This window comes from Paenibacillus nuruki, assembly GCF_963311185.1.
In the GTDB taxonomy this organism is placed as follows: Bacteria; Bacillota; Bacilli; order Paenibacillales; family Paenibacillaceae; genus Saccharibacillus; species Saccharibacillus nuruki.
This window is the reverse complement of record NZ_OY725677.1, coordinates 4,268,091-4,285,602: the sequence shown is the minus strand read 5'-3', so window position 1 is coordinate 4,285,602 and position 17,512 is coordinate 4,268,091. Positions and strand designations below refer to the sequence as shown.

Sequence of the window (17,512 nt, the reverse complement as noted above, 5' to 3'; positions counted from 1 at the left end):
TTCCATCCTCATGCTTATTTCACCGTACACAAAATAAAACTGCGCTATGGATGCGCAGTTTTATGGATCATTTTGGTGTGGCAGTTGTAAATCCTTGTTCCCGCCGCAACCTCATTCTGTAAATCACAGCTTCTATGACGAGCAGATTAGGAATCCAACAAAGCCAGGCCACCACCCGAAATGCCGCCTCAAAATCGCCAAGCAGAATAGCTAGTGGCGCTAATAAGATTCGAAGTGTGACAGCCGAAAAAGTGAGTGCATAACTGCGAAGCATCCATGTTTTATGAGCTTGGATATCTTTGGCGATAATTTTTCTCACTGCAATAAGCGTAGTCCCCACCCACAGTACATCGAGCGACATAAACCCAAGCCCGGCAATCCAACCGCCTGTCGCAAAAATGGATAAATACACATTTACGATCCCACTAACTATAATTGAAAAAACATATACGTACCCGAACAGGCGATGCCAACGTTTTCTGGCATTTGTTGGAGTTATAAATAGTTGAAAGGGTCCTATAATCAAAGCAAATATCGCGGTGAAAATATGGATGTATAGCACATATATCCATGGTTCGAGTTCAAAATTCGGTTTTTGCAATTTGAAAGAGACCAGTCCAGCATTACTAGCGTTAAGAAAGCCATACTGAACAATGGCGTATCCGGCAATCGCAAATGCAAGAATGAACACGAGTCCCCTAATCATTTTATTTCCCATATGAATGACCCTCCTCTTTTGTTGTATGCTAATGAAGCCTGTCGCTTGTGTAACCCATACACGCATTTTCAAAAAGCTCTTTCCTATCGGTAGGATGTTTACTCTAAGTATAGGGGATTGAATACTTTGGTATTTGCCTTTTTCGTCGGAGTCTTTGCCTAATTCAACAGATTTCATCGTTTAATAAAAAAAATCCGCTAGGCTCCATGCCTGCGGAAATTGAAAATAAGTTTACATGTGCGTTTCACTTCAACTGTTGTTAGTCCTAATGCCACCTTGTGATATCTCTAGTTGGAGGGACTGTTTGTTGTTAGAATAATAGTTCTAGCCTATTTTGCAGTCGCTATCTTTGTACCAGTTCTTAAAAGTTCGCCCTACTTATGATACGGCTCTCCACGGTTAATCTTCACTGCCCGATACACCTGCTCTACAAGCACCAATCTCATCAACTGATGAGGTAACGTCATGCGTCCAAAACATAACTTCTGCTGCGCTCGCTTCAATACTTCATCCCCAAGCCCGTGACTCCCACCGATCACAAACACCACATGACTGCTACAATCTTGACAATAATAATGTGCAGTATTGACAAATGAATACCTTATTAATATTATTGATATTATTAATATTAAGAAAGGTGGTTTTATCTATGTCGAAGGAAATAGTATCCCACAATAATCCAGAGCAGAATCTAATCCTGTTTGTAGCTGATATTTCTAAGCAGTTAACCGATGTGAAAACTACAGTTGACGAAAAAAAAGGATTAGCAACCGTTACAGGCAAGAAAGATGGTAAAATTTTGTCTATGTCTATTGAACAATCTGAAATCGGTGAGACAAGAACAATGTCTACTTACAGTGACCTAGAAAAAAAGTCTGATTATAAAGATGAAGTAAAGAACCTTAGAAAAAAAGGAATAAAACAAAAAGATATTGCTTTACGTTTAGGCATATCTCAATCCTTAGTATCAAAATTATCAAACGAATAAAATCCTTTTCTTTTGTATCACCTATAATTATAGCCGTACCTCTACAATACAATTATATTGATTACAACCTGCCCTCAGCTAACCTAATAACACTGAGGGCGTTTTTACTTGTATTCAAGTGTTTATGCAACAATTTCGCCCTACTTATGATAAGGCTCCCCACGGTTAATCTTCACTGCCCGATATACCTGCTCCACGAGCACCAGCCTCATCAACTGATGCGGTAACGTCATGCGTCCAAAACATAACTTCTGCTGCGCTCGCTTCAATACTTCATCCCCAAGCCCGTGACTCCCACCGATCACAAACACCACATGACTGCTACCATACGTGCCTAACCGATCCAGTTCACTCGCTAGATCTTCCGAACTCCATAGCTTTCCGTCCAGTGTCAAAGCAATCACATGCGCATCTGGCTTGATCTGGGACAATATCCGTTCGCCTTCTTTGTCCTTCACGATCCGTACTTCGGCATCGCTTAACGTATCCGGTGCTTTCTCATCGCTCACTTCAATCGTCTGGAACTTGATATAAGGCGTGAGACGTTTGCTATATTCTGCGATTCCTTGTACTAAGTATTTTTCTTTTAATTTACCGACCCCAATAATCTGTATATGCATGACGTTCTCCTTTAACTATCCTTTGGCTCATCGTGAACCTGTTTACTTTTAAGTGTACACTATCTGGTCTGGGGCAAGCATCTCTTTTCCTACTTATAGGTATAAGCTCATTATTCTACTCCTATGAATACTCTGATAAATTGAAAACTCCCCGCACGCTAACTGTATCTCAGTCGGCATGCAGGGAGCACTTATGAATCCATCTTTTCTTTTATCGGTAGTTAGTAATAGGTTGTGAATACCTTTTTGAAATAATAATGGATTTATTTCCTTTATATCCCATATTACTATTTTAATGCTTTGACTACCAATGCAGCATAGGCGCGTGCACCCGATGGATTCAGATGGACACCGTCTGGGGCAAAGTACGAATCCTGTCCAGCACTTGCTGAATACCAGTCGATGATCGTAATCCGTGAATCTTCTGCGGCGGCATCGCTAAGTGCTTGATTGACCATACTTTCCCACGGACGAGGAACACGTGTGTTGACTACAATAATCTTCTTCACACTATCGCTTTTCAGATCAGCCAGAAGATCGTCTAATTGTTCTTTGGTAAATGATCCATTGGTTCCGAGTTCCAAGATCACTTTGCGACCTAATTGTCCGTTACGTGAAAGCTGTTGAACAACGCCTGATGCTTCGGTTAATTGTCGTCCAATTTTGCCGTCGATCACAATACCCGGCATCACTTCACTCAGATAAGGAGCTACATCTAACATCACCGAATCACCAATTGCACTAATACCTTTACCGGAAATGGTATCGACTTCTGGCGTTTTGGCAGGCTCTTGATGGGTAGACGTTGATTTTTTCTCTTCGGTACCAGTTTTACTGGTCTCGGTTGTTGGTTGTTTACTTTCTGGTGAATGCTCTGTTGTTGCTTCCGGATCTGCTGTAGGCTGATCGGTTGACGTGCCTGACTTCGATGATTCGGTAGGAGTAGGATCTGTTGTTGCTGAGTGAGACGATACATTTTTAGGTGCAGGTGTAATCACTTGGGCTTGATTGACTGCATTCTGCGCTACGGCTGTCTCTTCTTTATCTGTTGTAATCAGATGACTAATGGCTGTTGAAGCTAAGACGAACACGACGACGATCACAGCGCCATGCAACCATCCTCGAGACGTCATATGCTGTAACCGATATCTTAAGCGAAGACTACGGAATCCCTGATGACGAATCGGTTGTTCTACATATCTCCACGATAACTCTGCCAGTAGCAGACTTACCCCTACCTGTATCATACTTTTGATAATAGAAGGCTCTGTCGTGCTGATCTGTGAAGTCGAGAGTGTAATGACTGGAAAATGCCATAGATACAGTCCATACGATCTTTTACCTAACCAACGTAAAGGCTTGCAACCCAGTACAATCGCAAGGCGACTGGCTGGATGTGCCAGTACAGCGATAAGCAGTGCTGTGATAATTGCGATCAGTACCATTCCACCACGGTAAAGGAACGGCTGATACTCATTCGTATGCCAGATCATCCAGCCGAGTAGGAATAGAGTGCCGACACCGACCACATCTAATACGGTACGTGCTTGATTGGAGACACGTGCTTTGAGCTTGGCACTTGGCCATACAATCGCAAGCGATGCTCCGATTAATAAAGCAAAGATGCGTGTATCTGTTCCATAATAGACACGGCTTGGATCACTACCCGGTTCGTATAATACAGCCATTAACAATGCTGAGATTGCAGCTAGACTCAGAATCCAACCGGCTAGATTGATACGCTTCGGTAGGAATTTCAGCCCTAATGCAAGTAGCAATGGCCAGATCAGATAGAATTGCTCTTCGACAGCTAGCGACCATAGATGACCTAGCGGTGAAGCTGGACCGAAGCTTTCGAAATACGAGACTTTATGGAAAATAAACCACCAGTTGCTCACATACAGTAATGCGGCAGGTACGTCTCCCACTAGAGCAGGCAGACGGGAATGGTCTACAACCAGACACCACAAGACGACTATAATAACCATAGCGAACATCGCAGGCAATAAGCGTCTAGCACGTCTCATCCAGAAGTCGATCAGATCGAATCGTTGATGACGTTCCCACTGGCTTGCAAGAATATCTGTAATAAGATAACCGGATAATACAAAAAATATACCGACACCTAGTAGCCCACCCGGTGCCCAATCTATATTGAGGTGATACAGTACCACTGCCATAACGGCAAAAGCACGTAACCCATCCAGTCCTGACATGTAACGGTGTTCTTGAAGCGCCTTAGACATGACTGAACCGCCCCTTATGTAAAAGTGCCCAGATCCTATTCATTTCTTCTACCCTTTCTGTACATGTTCCTCATTTATTTACCCATTTTCTATTCTTTTATTATATACAAGCCTACTATGCAGAGAATCTCAGCAAAGTTAAAAAATAATGACAGTAACGTCAAAGTATTGATCACTATACCATATCAAAAAGCACATACACTCTGTTCGGGCAAAAGGAAATAAGGAACCGTGCTTACGGTTCCTGCCCCTTTTGATCCGTTCATGATCTGTACGTGCTGGTTAGAATGCCTATTGGTTATAAATTCATGATTACATTCGTTTGATTTCTCTATCTACAACGTCATTTCATGAATGCTTAAGTCACTGTATAGTAGTTGCGATCTTGTTACCTAATCGGTCAGACAACTAAAAATTCAGCATGTTGTTCGCAATAACTACATTTTGCAGGCGGGTCCCAGTCCGAAAATTCGGTCTCTTTTAGATCGACAACATCCGGTGCTTCTTCCAATTCATCTACGAATTCTTCCAATGCTTTTTCAATGTGTTCTTTACATACGACATACATCAATAGGGTCAAGCTCCTTTACTGGTTCAATATCTATATAGGTGAAGTGGTTAATCCGGCTTGGACTGAAGTTGAAGTGTAGCACTCTTCTTCACGTCATCCCGATAATAGGTGATCTCAAGCGAATCACCGACCTTCTTATGATTATACAAATACTTGCGTAAATCAAGTGTTGAAGCCATTTTTTCTTGATCTAATTGTACAATAATATCATCTGCCAGAATACCAGCTTCTTTAGCAGGTCCACTCGCTTCGACCACAATAATACCTTCTGTTACGCCTTTCGGCAACTCCGGCTTTTTATAGTCTTTCTCTTGCTCATCGAATAAACGATAGGCATTTTTATTATCAAAATCTGTTGTGTACACACCCAGATAAGGACGACTGATTTTGCCATTTTTAATCAATAAATCAACATTTTTCATCACTTCATTGATCGGAATCGCAAATCCAAGTCCTTCGACTCCTGTATCCGAGATTTTCATCGTATTAATACCGATCACTTGTCCGTTCAAGTTCACCAATGCTCCACCACTATTGCCTTCATTGATTGCAGCATCAGTCTGGATCACATTTTGTTCCCAATCATATGTACCATCTTGATTCAATGATACTGGAATTAAGCGATTGTTGTAACTGATAATACCTGATGTCATCGTACCATTAAATCCTAGTGGATTGCCAATAGCCATCACCGTCTCACCCAGTTGAAGTTGATCCGAGTTGCCTAATTGAGCGATTTTGTCGATGTTTTTACTGCTAATCGATAACACCGCAATATCGCTGATAAAGTCGGTTCCGACTACAGTGGCAGCTAATGTGGTGCCATCACTAAGAACAGTTTTCACTTGATCGGCATCTTGGATCACATGATTGTTAGTGACGATATAAGCTTTACTACCTTCTTTGCGGAAAATAACGCCCGATCCAAGTGCCGACTCATTCAGTGTAGACGACTCATCCTGATAATTTACAATACTCACCATCGCAGGTCGTACTTCATTGGCGACATGAATTAACTGCTCATAGGGATTACCGTCTGTTGATTGCGCCATGGTCGGTACGATACTACTGGCTACAACAGATGATGAACTATCGCTGCTATACCATCCAAATAGGCTTACAATAATCATTACGGTCACAGCACTGCTGATGGAACTTACTGCTATGACTTTGAAAGTAGATCCTGATCGTGAACGTTGAGTCAATGAACGCTTTCTTCTCGATAAAAAGGGCACAGACATGTTACGTTTGGATCGTCGTGATACTTTGGTATTGTAGAAATCATCATCAAATAAGCTCATCCTGATCGCCCCTTCGCTTGTCTATGCTAATCAGATCAAATATATGATTTCAATTTTACCAAAAATAACCATTTTGTGAACATAAATTTATTTATCGCTTATCGTGTCCCATGGTGTTGGGCGATCATAATACGTTTCACATAGCTTAAATTCATGATCTTTGTAAAAGCACCCTCTACTTTCCATCGCATCACGTACGGTTAACTTTGCCAGTTCCATCATATTGTGATCACGACTCAAGTGAGCCAGATACGTCCGCTTGGTTTTGCGTGTTAACAGCTCACTTAATGCTTCGCCTGCTGCATCGTTGGATAGATGACCGATATCGCTAAGAATACGTCGTTTGGTATTCCACGGATATCTGCCCATACGCAACATTTCAACATCATGATTCGCTTCAAGTACTAACACATCCGAGCCTGATATACTTTGCATCACTTTATCACTAACATATCCCAGATCGGTAGCTAGACTGAGCTTCTCATCTCCATCTGTAAAAAAATAACCGACAGGCTCTGCGGCGTCATGTGAGATACCGAACGATTCAATTCGCATCGAACCAAAAGTAAGATGATCGCCTGTTTGCATAATCTGTTTTTGTTCAGGTGATAATTTGCCGATCGAGCGTTCCATCGCACCCCATGTTTTTTCATTGGCATAGATCGGTAATTCATATTTACGAGCGACAGCGCCTAATCCTTTAATATGATCAGAATGTTCATGTGTAATCAGAATCCCGTGAATCTGTTCACCGGTTAGATCACGCTCTTGTAACAATTCACCGATTCGGCGTGCACTTAATCCAGCATCGATTAATATCGTTGCATCTTTATTTTGAACAATGGTCGCATTGCCTGTTGATCCGCTTGATAAGACTGTAAACTGTATTCCCATGTGTCTACTCTACTCCTTATTTTCTGCCGCTGGAGGAACAATCACTTCTCCATTTACTGCTTGTACATAATAAAAGGCTCCACTATCCAGAGCAACACGCCATACCGGTACAGCGAGCTGATGAGTCGTATCCAGTGTCTGCCCGTAAAAGCCGAGCGCTATATCTTTCACTACCGAACTTTCAGGTAATTCTTTTTCGATTAAAGTACCCAGTGCATTGGATGCCGATATAATTTCTTGCTTGGGTTGGTCTTGATTGGAACTTACCGTCCATTGAGGCTCAATATAAGAGGTAATCTTCTGATTACTATAATACAACTGTAAATTCATATTAAATAGAGGAAGATCACTATTAATGAGCGGATGCATCATAAAGATACTTTCTTCGCTCACTAATGGATCATACCGATAATTTTCAATATCAGGAATTTCATTGGATAATTGATTGCGCAATTCATCTTCGTTAAAGATCAATTGGCTATCTACAGAACTTTTGAGCTTAATGGGTGTTGGCACAACATCTTGCCCTGTATATTGATAGATCACTTTGGACAAGATCGGTGTATCTCTTGGAATCTGTGCAGTCACCTGAATATGTTTGTCTTCCATCGCTTGCTGCGCATTATCGCTTAATGAGGTAAAGTCCAGATTGGATTGGGCTTGATCACGTACATCCACCCACAACTGATATCCCAATAAAACGTTCAGCAATAAAAAAGCACAGATCAGTACGCTTTTGGCTCTTCCCCAATCCATCGTGGACCTCCCAAATCATGTTCATTTTTTCATACTTATAGACGTATTGCTTGATGTTAGGACGATACTTTGACCATCTTGTAGCTTCACCATCCAGACTGGATTGAGTACGACTACTCCATTACCAAGTGTTGGACGATAAGCTGGATAGATATCACGAATCGTCTGATCCGCTGGAATCTGGGCTTTGATCATATTTTGCAACACTTTCCCTCCAGGTAACGCAATCACTTTCGCCCGTGAGATATTCGATTCATTGAGGGGCGGATTGTTGATACCTGTATACAACATCGAGCGTTCATAAGAAGATACGGTTCCATGTTCCATCACTAGCTTCATATACCCGAACTTTAATTTCTCAGTATCGACGATTGGATAAGAATGAATATACTGACGGAAAATAAATTCTTTATTGTTGTTCGAGTTATTATCCATCGTTAACATATAAGAGCCTGGCCAACCACCATGTTGATTCACAAAGTCAATCGCAGACAATACATTATCCGATACATTATTGGTACCTGTTGTCGGAGCGGTAGGATCGGTATATGTCATCCATTTCTGCTTGGTATCGACCTGTAGACTTCGCTTACTATCGGTATAGATTTCTGTTCCATTTTCCTCATTAATATTACGTGTAGCTCCTGGATCGAAAAACAGATTGCGTTGCATCTGTTCAGTTGTGTACATTTCAAGCTTCAAAGTTAGCGATTGAATCTCTAGTGCTGTCTGCGGAATATAATAACCATTCGTTTGATACAGATAATTGGTTGCTGTTGTATTCATTAACGTCATCTGCTGAATATCAGCGCTTGTCCAATCCAGATCTGTAGCTTCATAGACCACATCTCCACTCGCACTGAAAAAGAAAGCGCGTGGCTTGGTACTATTGGCTGTATTGTAGATCCAGATTCGATTGACGGTATCCCCTTCAAATAGGGAATCAGGGCTGATATCAAGCGTTCGTTCTAACAGACTTACAGGAATACCACTACTGAATGTCATTTCCAGTCCTGCATCGTTACGAACTTCATTCCAATTCACTGTCTGTACCGATAGACGTCTAAACTGACTAAAATTACTCCCTTTTAGACGACTATAAATGGCATTATAATTCGATGAGGCTGGATAGAACACCGTATGCTTGTTATTTTTGAGATGCAAAATCATCTGATCTGGAAAAATAGTATTCTCTATACTGGTACGTGGACCTATATCTTCGGTCTGTACATAACTGGCTTCCGAATTAGCCACCGAATCAGCTCCAGGCATCCGATAAATCAAATAATAACTTTGCACCAGACTGACTACAATTAAGCCTACAAGTAAGATGGATTTGATATTTTCTCTCAATGTGCTCCATCTCCTTCTTCATGCAAAGGTAGCGTAACTGTCACTTTGGTCCATTGTCCAAACTCGGATTCTAGAGAAATATGTCCTTCATGAGCAAGCACCATTTCCCGGGCAATAGAAAGCCCTAATCCAGTTCCCCCCATATTACGAGAACGTGCTTTGTCTACCCGATAAAAGCGTTCAAATATCCGATTCAAGTCTTGTTTTGGAATACCTATTCCTGTATCAGTTACCGTTATAGCGACCATTCCATCTTCTGTACCGTATGCACCCAGTGTCACTTTACCACCATCCGGTGTGTATTTTAACGAATTAGAGACTAGATTATCGAGCACTTGATCCATATGATCTCGATCAATCCACACACTACCTACATCTGCATCTAGGTCGGTAGCCGATTTAATATCTTTTTGCTGCATCTGAACAGAAAAGCGATCAATCGTATCTTCTAATAACTCTCGCACATCGGTACGTTGTTTGCGTAACATCGCTTCACTTGAATCTAAGCGTGATAAATGAAGCAAATCGGTCACCAGACGAATCATACGTTGGGTTTCATTTTGGATTACACCAATAAATCGCTCTGCAAGTGCTCGTTCTTCTAAAGCACCATCCTCCAGTGCTTCTGTGTAGCTCTTAATCGTTGTCAGTGGTGTACGCAATTCATGCGATACATTAGCGACAAATTCACGCCGTGCTCCTTCAAGCTTTTCTTGCTCCGTGACATCTTGTAAAACGGCAATAATACCCGTAATACTTTCTTTACGGCGATGAATCGGACTGAATGTGACCCGTACAATCGAAGAATTACCTTCATGTTCTTCACCAAGCTTCAATACGGTGCGTCGCAGTGTACCCTGTAAAAGTTTGGTACGTTCATTTTCAGGAAGATATAGAAGGTCTGCTAATTCTTTGCCTACGATCTCTTCTTCACTGACATTCATCATCGTTCCAGCCACACGATTCATCAAAATCACGCGTCCTTGCTCATCTGTAGCGACAACGCCATCGCTCATATTTTTTAGAATAGAAGCCAGTTTATCTTTTTCTTCTTCATTCTGTGCGAGGGCATCACGCAGACGACTGGTCATATAATTAAAAGCTTCACTAAGCTGACCAATCTCATCGTCACTATAGACGGTCATCTGATGATCAAAATTCCCTTCCGCTACTTCTTTGGCTCGGCGGGTCATTTCTTTGATTGGTTGTGTAATCGTATGCGCTAAAATCACGCCTAACACAGCTGTTAAAGCCAGTGCAATCAGAATACCGGAAAGGAAAATACTATTGATCCGCTTCATCGTGCTATATAATTCTTTCATGGAAGCAACAATATAGACAGCACCTACTGTTTTGCCACCACTAATTACGGGCTTGGCAACAACACGTTTGCGCTCTCCTGTCTCATCAATAATATACTCTTCGTTATCACTTATCCCTTGTAGCGCGCGACTCACTACCGTCTGTGTATTACGCCGACCTTCCAAATCGGTACCTGATTCCAGAGAGGAAATCACAACTCGTCCGCTGATATCCAGCACTTGGATTTCTTGAATCTCTGTTCCACTCATATTGTACAAATTATCCACCATCAACTTCAGATCGTTGATCGCATTGGAACCTGCTTCTCCGCTACCTGACCATTTATCTGCAGCCAGCACAGAAAGTAATTCTGCTCGTTCTTGTAGATCCTGCGTAAAATTACTGGTTAATGAATTTTTCATAGCGCTCACAAAATAAACGCCGATTAACTGCATGGCGATCAAAATAAGCAATACATAAATAATGATCAGCCGTGCTTGAATCGTACGGCTGAACCCTGGAAGCAATGGAAATCTGCGCTTCACGTTACAGTCCTCCTGATTTGGGACTACGCATCATATAACCTAGACCACGACGCGTCAAAATATACTCTGGCTTACTAGGATCATCTTCAATCTTTTCACGTAAACGACGAATCGTCACATCGACTGTACGTACATCGCCAAAATATTCAAATCCCCATACCGCTTGCAGTAAATGTTCACGAGTCATCACTCGACCTGCATTTTTCGCCATATAATACACCAATTCGTATTCGCGATGAGTAAGATCAAGTGGCTGATTTTCTTTATACACCATATACATATCGGTATCAATAAATAGCTCGATCAAACGGAGCCCTTTTTTCTCTTCTTCTTTGGCAGCTGGTGCAGTTGGTACAGCTGTTAATTTTTGCTGACGACGAATCTGTGCTTTGACCCGTGCTAACAATTCGCGTGTGCTGAACGGCTTAGTGACATAATCATCTGCACCTAGTTCTAACCCGAGCACTTTATCAATCTCAGCATCTTTAGCAGTTAACATAATAATAGGCATATGCATACGTGTGCGTATTTCCCGACATACATCCATGCCGTCTTTTCCCGGTAACATCAGATCCAATAAGATCAAATCCGGTTCTTCGGCAAATGCTAATTCAACAGCCGTTATTCCATCAAATGCACAGATAACTTCATAACCTTCTTTTTCTAAATTGAATTTTAATATATCTGCGATCGGTTGTTCATCATCGACAACCAAAATTTTTCCCTGCATTTGTATTATTCACCCCATGCCTGCCTGTTATGCTTTCATTTTAACATATCCCTTTACTCCACGACATCATTGGTATCAGGCAATTTCAATCTATAGATATAAAAATACAGCTTCTATACTCAAAGTATATAGAAGCTGTATAGAATCCATTCTATTCGATTTATGGTAAGTATCCTAGTGGATTCTGGATCACCCCACCTGTATGCACTTCAAAGTGTAAATGAGTTCCTGTTGAATGCCCTGTGTTACCCATAACGCCGATATGTTGTCCTTTCTCGACAATCGCTCCAGTGCTTGTATCAATCTGGCTCAAATGACCATATAGCGTCTCATAGCCATTGTTATGATTAATAATAATGACATTTCCATAACCCGTCATCGTTCCTGCATAGCTGACCACGCCATCATCGGCTGCCATTACCGAAGAACTACCTACCAGATCGATCCCTTTATGCGTTTTGCCCCAACGTTGTCCATACGGACTGGTCACGCTCGCACCGGATACAGGCCACATGAAATTACCTGAACCTTCGCCTTGTACCACTTTAGTACCCTTTATAATCACTTTAGGCGATGATTTCTTGGTCACTTCCTGACCTAACCATTCTTCGCGAAGCATTTGACCATTTTGCTTGGTCACACGATAATCGATTCGTTTGAGTCCTTTACTACCTTGAGCGACAACTTTAGACTCCCCTTCACGCATCGTTTCGCTTTTGCGAATCTCTACAGCTGGCTCTGTCACAATTTGCTCCGAATAGTCTTCAAATGTAGTTACAGTAATTGGAGGTTGCGGCACAGTTAACATCAGTTCATCACCGATCTGCATCGCCATTTCGTCGATTTTCGGATTATTCGCAAAAATCTCTTCTTGTGTAATATCATGATCTGCTGCAATAGAACTAATCGTATCACCTTCACGCACCACATAAGTAGTTGGCGATTCTACGCCAGTCATCATCACTTTCGCTAACTGAGTACTGCTTAACAATTTATTTGGATTAGCTTTGATTTCAGTCGTTGATACTTTTTGTTTCAATGTTACTGATTCTAAGCCTGTGACTTGTTTAGGATAAGCTTTCTTTGAGGTTTTGGTAGATGCTTTAGCAGATACTGCTTTTTTCGTATACTTCTTTTTGACCTGTTCTAATGCTGCATCAATCACTTTTTGATCTTTGACAACACCGATCACTTTACCATCTATATTGACATCTACACTTTTAGCATATGCCGTTAGCATACCGTCCAGTGTTTTGAGTGTATTTGCAGAATTAACCTGTGCTTTATATGCACGTTCTTCAGTTGTTGTTATACCATTAGTGTTCAGTACCATTGTCGCTTTTGGATATTTCTTTTGATACGCAGCACGCTTTGTAGTAAAGAGTTGCTGTAATTCTTCTTGATGCAAAATCGTTCCAATCGCTTGTCCTTTAACAGACACCACATAATATGGAATTGTATTCGCAGTCACATACTGTGTACCTGCCCAAATAAGCCCCCCGACAACCACCAGACTTCCAGCAGCGATCATCAGCCGACGACGCATTTTATGTTTTCCCTGACGAATCGAATCTACTGTGATCGTATACCATGGTGAAGATGTTTCTGGCTGATCGGTAGATTGCTGTTCACTCTGCACTTCTAACTGTGGATCACGCGACTGATCTTGCTCGGGCGTGTTCCCCATCCCCAGTTTACTTTTAAACCCTTTCATGACCGTCTCCTTTTATCCTTATCCCTGTTCATGGTTAGATACTTTATTAGTGAAGTTCAGTTAATTATGTGTATGATATATGCTAATTATTAAAATTTGTCATTTAAAAGTGTCAAAAAATTAACCTTTTCTACTCCCCGTTTACTTTACCATAATCTCGACAAAATTTTCAACTTTACTCTTCATTAACATTTCACTTCTAAATGAACTAGATTAAAGAACAGCAAAAAAGACACCCTCACGGATGTCTTCTCTGAATATAGCTATAGTTTATGCTTCATCTATAGGACTTACTAAGATTAAAGCAATATTAGATATAAATCGGTGCTACTTGATTCGTCTGCTCACGGTTACGTCCAACTGAGAAAATAGCAATTGGAATACCTGTAAGTTCAGATACGCGACTTACATAGTTACGTGTAGACTCTGGCAATTCGTCCAATGTCTTCACGCCTGTAATATCTTCGCTCCAACCTGGCATTTCTTCATATACTGCTTCACATTCAGCAAGCATTTTAAGACTTGCAGGATAGTGGGTAATAAACTCACCTTTGTATTTATATCCTGTACAGATTTTAACTGTATCCAGACCTGTTAATACATCCAACGAGTTCAAAGACAATCCTGTGATTCCACTTACACGACGAGCATGACGAACAACCACACTATCGAACCAACCTACACGACGCGGGCGACCCGTTACTGTACCGTATTCATGACCTTTTTCACGGATAGTATCACCTGTTGCATCATTCAATTCTGTAGGGAACGGACCATCACCCACACGAGTCGTGTATGCTTTCGCTACACCGATGACTTGTTGAATTTTGGAAGGACCTACACCGGAACCGATACATACTCCACCAGCAGAAGGATTAGATGAAGTAACAAATGGATATGTACCTTGGTCGATATCCAGCATCACACCTTGTGCACCTTCAAAAAGAACACGTTTGCCAGCATCAATAGCATCATTCAATACGACAGATGTATCTTGTACATACTTACGTAAAAATTCTGCATATTCCAAGTAATCTTTCAAGATTTCTTCGACTTCTACAGGCTCGCCGCCATAGACTTGAGTAATCACTTGATTTTTTTCTTTCACTTGATGACGCAATTTAATTTCAAATTCTTCTGCATCCATCAAATCAGCAATACGGATACCCGAACGAGCGGTTTTATCCATATAACAAGGACCAATCCCTTTACGAGTTGTACCAATTTTGTTAGGACCTTTACGATCTTCTTCCAAAATATCAAGTACCATATGGTAAGGCATAATCACGTGAGCACGATCGCTGATTGTTAAGTTCTTCGTCGTAAACCCATTGTCATGCACATATTTAATTTCTTCGATCAATGCAGATGGATTAATAACCATACCGTTACCGATCACACAAGCTTTATCTTCGTAAAATATTCCAGAAGGAATCATCGTTAATTTGAATTTTTTCTCATTGATTAGGATGGTGTGACCTGCGTTGTTACCACCTTGATAACGTGCAACAAGATCAGCACTCTCTGAAAGATAGTCGGTAATTTTACCTTTGCCTTCGTCTCCCCATTGCGTTCCCACAACGACTACAGTTGACATGAAATCATTCCTCCGTAGGTGTTTTTATACACCGTGAATTTGAGCTGTCCGTTGCAAAAAAACAACTGATCAACAGCGAATATAATGCAAACAGCCAGACAGCATGAAAACTTCCTTGCGAGGAACGGTCAGACGTGCGCCAATGATAATGATCCGTTTCGCAGTGGAAGGGCGTAGCAGTGCTGTAACGCAAAGACTTACTAAAGCAATGTAAGCTTTTCAACACCATTATCAGTGTAACAGGCTGCTTTTTTAAAGTCAAATGAAAAGCGAACAATACATTCAATTAAAAATATTATCGTTCGGAAATACTCACTTAACTTCTCCATACTCCACCTTTACTCAACGTCAAACCGCATTTTTGGTAAAAATAAGCATGTTCTTCTGTAAACGTACACGTTACAATTTCGATTTGATTGTACCGAGCTTGTTGTAATAGTGTACGTACCAAGCTTGTCCCAAGATGCTGATGACGGTAATCCGGATGGATCAGAATATCTTCTAAATAACCGTGTTGCAAGCCCATACCTGAGATATATCCAAACACAATTAGTCGCTGGTGTTCATCTCGCGCGCCTGCATAAAACTGACAACGTTCTAATAAAGCAGGATAATCTTGCTCTCGACGCTCCCACCCCACCGCTTCACGCAGATCTGGTACTTCGTAAGGTTGAATCGGCAAATCAATATGTATATCGTAAGGCATTTGTATACACCTCATTATGAATAGTTTACATAAAAATAAGAACTCCAATCATCATATCAATACCATACGATTGGAGTTCTTATTCCGTCAAAGCTCTATTTCAGATCGCTAACCTGCAAACATATCCGATTGCACACGTTCATAGTTCACGAATTTATTAAAGTTTTTCAAAAATACAAGTTCAACAGTACCTACCGGACCATTACGCTGTTTGGCGATAATAATCTCGATAATATTTTTCTTTTCTGTATCTGCATTATAATAATCATCACGATACAAGAAAGAAACGATATCCGCATCCTGCTCAATCGAACCGGATTCCCGCAAGTCAGACATCATCGGACGTTTATCCTGACGTTGCTCTACACCACGACTTAGCTGAGACAAGGCAATAACCGGTACAGACAATTCACGAGCAATTTGCTTCAGTGTACGCGAGATTTCAGAGACTTCTTGCTGACGGTTTTCGCCCGCTTTACCGCGTCCCGAAATGAGCTGAAGATAATCAATTACGATCATACCCAGACCTTTTTCTTTTTTCAGACGACGACATTTAGCACGAATCTCTGAAACGGTAATTCCGGGTGTATCATCAATATAGATTTCGGCTTCAGACAGAGAAGAAATCCCCATCGTGAGCTTTGCCCAATCTTCATCACCTTTGAATTCACCGGTACGCATTACATTCGCATCCAGATTGGCTTCCGCACAGATCATACGTTGTACCAGCTGTGCAGCCGACATCTCTAGACTGAAAATAGCTACCGTTTCTTTGGCACGTACCGCTACATTTTGCGCAATATTTAGTGCAAATGCCGTTTTACCTACCGAAGGACGAGCAGCCACAATAATCAAATCGCTTCGCTGAAATCCAGCTGTCATTTTATCCAAATCAACGAATCCAGACGGAATACCTGTTGTATTTCCACTGTTCTGATGTAAAATTTCAACCCGTTCAAATACTTCCATCAACACATCACGAATCGCGATAAAGCCACTACCTGTACGACGATTGGAAATTTCCAAAATCCGTCGTTCGGCATCGCCAAGCATACTGCCGACATCTTCGCCGCCACCATATCCTTCGCTTACGATCTGTGTTGCAGTTCGAATCAATCGACGTAACATCGACTTTTCTTCGATAATTTGAGCGTAATAATCAACGTTAGCTGCTGTTGGAACTGCATGAGCAAGCTTCGCCAGATAACTAACGCCGCCAATATCTTCTAACTGTGATCGATCTTGTAATAACGAAGTTAATGTAATCAGATCTATCGGCTGATTTTCTTCACCGAGATTAACCATTGCTTCATAGATCAGTTGGTGTGATTTATCGTAAAAATCCTCGCTGTCTACCCGTTCCATCACTGTAATTAACGCTTCCGACTGAAGCAAGATCGCTCCGAGTGCCGCCTGTTCCGCTTCTACATTCTGTGGCGGAACCCGATCGTAAAACATTTCGCCGCCCATT

15 protein-coding genes and 1 pseudogene are annotated in these 17,512 nt (G+C 41.4%); 1 reads left to right on the top strand and 15 read right to left on the bottom strand.

Going from position 1 to position 17,512, the window contains the following annotated elements; genetic code table 11:
• Window positions 1-67: 67 nt before the first annotated feature.
• Both RCP16_RS18995 and RCP16_RS18990 read right to left on the bottom strand, forming a co-directional pair.
• Complete coding sequence (locus RCP16_RS18995) at window positions 68-718, bottom strand: DUF2306 domain-containing protein (protein WP_308641035.1); 651 nt, start codon at window positions 716-718, stop codon at window positions 68-70.
• A 374-nt stretch (window positions 719-1,092) separates the two neighbouring features.
• Window positions 1,093-1,275 (bottom strand): annotated as a pseudogene (locus tag RCP16_RS18990) (23S rRNA (pseudouridine(1915)-N(3))-methyltransferase RlmH); the annotation flags it as partial.
• 92 nt (window positions 1,276-1,367) lie between these two features.
• Between RCP16_RS18990 and RCP16_RS18985 the strand changes: the two are divergent.
• Window positions 1,368-1,706, top strand: coding sequence for a helix-turn-helix domain-containing protein (locus tag RCP16_RS18985; protein ID WP_308641034.1), 339 nt, complete (start codon window positions 1,368-1,370; stop codon window positions 1,704-1,706).
• Window positions 1,707-1,846: 140 nt separating this feature from the next.
• On the opposite strand, the gene rlmH is transcribed toward RCP16_RS18985, so the two are convergent.
• The 13 genes from rlmH to dnaB all read right to left on the bottom strand — a co-directional run bounded on the left by rlmH (window position 1,847) and on the right by dnaB (window position 17,511).
• On the bottom strand, window positions 1,847-2,326 hold the full coding sequence (rlmH, locus tag RCP16_RS18980) for a 23S rRNA (pseudouridine(1915)-N(3))-methyltransferase RlmH (protein ID WP_137224792.1): 480 nt from the start codon (window positions 2,324-2,326) through the stop codon (window positions 1,847-1,849).
• A 287-nt stretch (window positions 2,327-2,613) separates the two neighbouring features.
• Window positions 2,614-4,572, bottom strand: a complete 1,959-nt coding sequence (locus RCP16_RS18975) for an acyltransferase family protein (RefSeq protein WP_308641033.1) — start codon at window positions 4,570-4,572, stop codon at window positions 2,614-2,616.
• A 400-nt stretch (window positions 4,573-4,972) separates the two neighbouring features.
• Window positions 4,973-5,140 carry a CxxH/CxxC protein gene (locus tag RCP16_RS18970; protein ID WP_069326412.1) on the bottom strand — a complete coding sequence of 56 codons (168 nt, stop codon included), beginning with the start codon at window positions 5,138-5,140 and terminating at the stop codon, window positions 4,973-4,975.
• A 50-nt stretch (window positions 5,141-5,190) separates the two neighbouring features.
• Window positions 5,191-6,444, bottom strand: coding sequence for a S1C family serine protease (locus tag RCP16_RS18965; protein WP_069326411.1), 1,254 nt, complete (start codon window positions 6,442-6,444; stop codon window positions 5,191-5,193).
• 87 nt (window positions 6,445-6,531) lie between these two features.
• Window positions 6,532-7,338: an MBL fold metallo-hydrolase gene (locus tag RCP16_RS18960; RefSeq protein ID WP_069326410.1), complete on the bottom strand. Its 807-nt coding sequence runs from the start codon at window positions 7,336-7,338 to the stop codon at window positions 6,532-6,534.
• A 9-nt stretch (window positions 7,339-7,347) separates the two neighbouring features.
• Complete coding sequence (yycI, locus tag RCP16_RS18955; RefSeq protein WP_069326409.1) at window positions 7,348-8,094, bottom strand: two-component system regulatory protein YycI; 747 nt, start codon at window positions 8,092-8,094, stop codon at window positions 7,348-7,350.
• 21 nt (window positions 8,095-8,115) lie between these two features.
• Window positions 8,116-9,447 (bottom strand): YycH family regulatory protein, encoded by a 1,332-nt coding sequence (locus RCP16_RS18950; protein WP_308641032.1) that lies wholly within the window; start codon window positions 9,445-9,447, stop codon window positions 8,116-8,118.
• Complete coding sequence (gene walK, locus RCP16_RS18945; RefSeq protein WP_083243350.1) at window positions 9,444-11,294, bottom strand: cell wall metabolism sensor histidine kinase WalK; 1,851 nt, start codon at window positions 11,292-11,294, stop codon at window positions 9,444-9,446. Before walK ends, RCP16_RS18950 begins: the two co-directional genes overlap by 4 nt.
• 1 nt (window position 11,295) lies before the next feature.
• Window positions 11,296-12,024: a response regulator YycF gene (gene yycF / locus RCP16_RS18940; RefSeq protein ID WP_137224800.1), complete on the bottom strand. Its 729-nt coding sequence runs from the start codon at window positions 12,022-12,024 to the stop codon at window positions 11,296-11,298.
• 160 nt (window positions 12,025-12,184) lie between these two features.
• Window positions 12,185-13,738: a peptidoglycan DD-metalloendopeptidase family protein gene (locus tag RCP16_RS18935; RefSeq protein WP_069326406.1), complete on the bottom strand. Its 1,554-nt coding sequence runs from the start codon at window positions 13,736-13,738 to the stop codon at window positions 12,185-12,187.
• A 310-nt stretch (window positions 13,739-14,048) separates the two neighbouring features.
• Window positions 14,049-15,335: an adenylosuccinate synthase gene (locus RCP16_RS18930; protein ID WP_069326405.1), complete on the bottom strand. Its 1,287-nt coding sequence runs from the start codon at window positions 15,333-15,335 to the stop codon at window positions 14,049-14,051.
• A gap of 316 nt (window positions 15,336-15,651) precedes the next feature.
• Window positions 15,652-16,041, bottom strand: coding sequence for a GNAT family N-acetyltransferase (locus RCP16_RS18925; RefSeq protein WP_308641031.1), 390 nt, complete (start codon window positions 16,039-16,041; stop codon window positions 15,652-15,654).
• 108 nt (window positions 16,042-16,149) lie between these two features.
• On the bottom strand, window positions 16,150-17,511 hold the full coding sequence (dnaB, locus tag RCP16_RS18920; RefSeq protein ID WP_069326401.1) for a replicative DNA helicase: 1,362 nt from the start codon (window positions 17,509-17,511) through the stop codon (window positions 16,150-16,152).
• Window position 17,512: the final 1 nt, after the last annotated feature.

What these genes read in the sequence shown, in the direction of transcription:
- RCP16_RS18995 (WP_308641035.1), bottom strand. Translation starts at nt 718, where the DNA reads ATGGGAAATAAAATGATTAGGGGACTCGTGTTCATTCTTGCATTTGCG.
- RCP16_RS18985 (WP_308641034.1), top strand. Translation starts at nt 1,368, where the DNA reads ATGTCGAAGGAAATAGTATCCCACAATAATCCAGAGCAGAATCTAATC.
- rlmH (WP_137224792.1), bottom strand. Translation starts at nt 2,326, where the DNA reads ATGCATATACAGATTATTGGGGTCGGTAAATTAAAAGAAAAATACTTA.
- RCP16_RS18975 (WP_308641033.1), bottom strand. Translation starts at nt 4,572, where the DNA reads ATGTCTAAGGCGCTTCAAGAACACCGTTACATGTCAGGACTGGATGGG.
- RCP16_RS18970 (WP_069326412.1), bottom strand. Translation starts at nt 5,140, where the DNA reads ATGTATGTCGTATGTAAAGAACACATTGAAAAAGCATTGGAAGAATTC.
- RCP16_RS18965 (WP_069326411.1), bottom strand. Translation starts at nt 6,444, where the DNA reads ATGAGCTTATTTGATGATGATTTCTACAATACCAAAGTATCACGACGA.
- RCP16_RS18960 (WP_069326410.1), bottom strand. Translation starts at nt 7,338, where the DNA reads ATGGGAATACAGTTTACAGTCTTATCAAGCGGATCAACAGGCAATGCG.
- yycI (WP_069326409.1), bottom strand. Translation starts at nt 8,094, where the DNA reads ATGGATTGGGGAAGAGCCAAAAGCGTACTGATCTGTGCTTTTTTATTG.
- yycF (WP_137224800.1), bottom strand. Translation starts at nt 12,024, where the DNA reads ATGCAGGGAAAAATTTTGGTTGTCGATGATGAACAACCGATCGCAGAT.
- RCP16_RS18935 (WP_069326406.1), bottom strand. Translation starts at nt 13,738, where the DNA reads ATGAAAGGGTTTAAAAGTAAACTGGGGATGGGGAACACGCCCGAGCAA.
- RCP16_RS18930 (WP_069326405.1), bottom strand. Translation starts at nt 15,335, where the DNA reads ATGTCAACTGTAGTCGTTGTGGGAACGCAATGGGGAGACGAAGGCAAA.
- RCP16_RS18925 (WP_308641031.1), bottom strand. Translation starts at nt 16,041, where the DNA reads ATGCCTTACGATATACATATTGATTTGCCGATTCAACCTTACGAAGTA.
- dnaB (WP_069326401.1), bottom strand. Translation starts at nt 17,511, where the DNA reads ATGGGCGGCGAAATGTTTTACGATCGGGTTCCGCCACAGAATGTAGAA.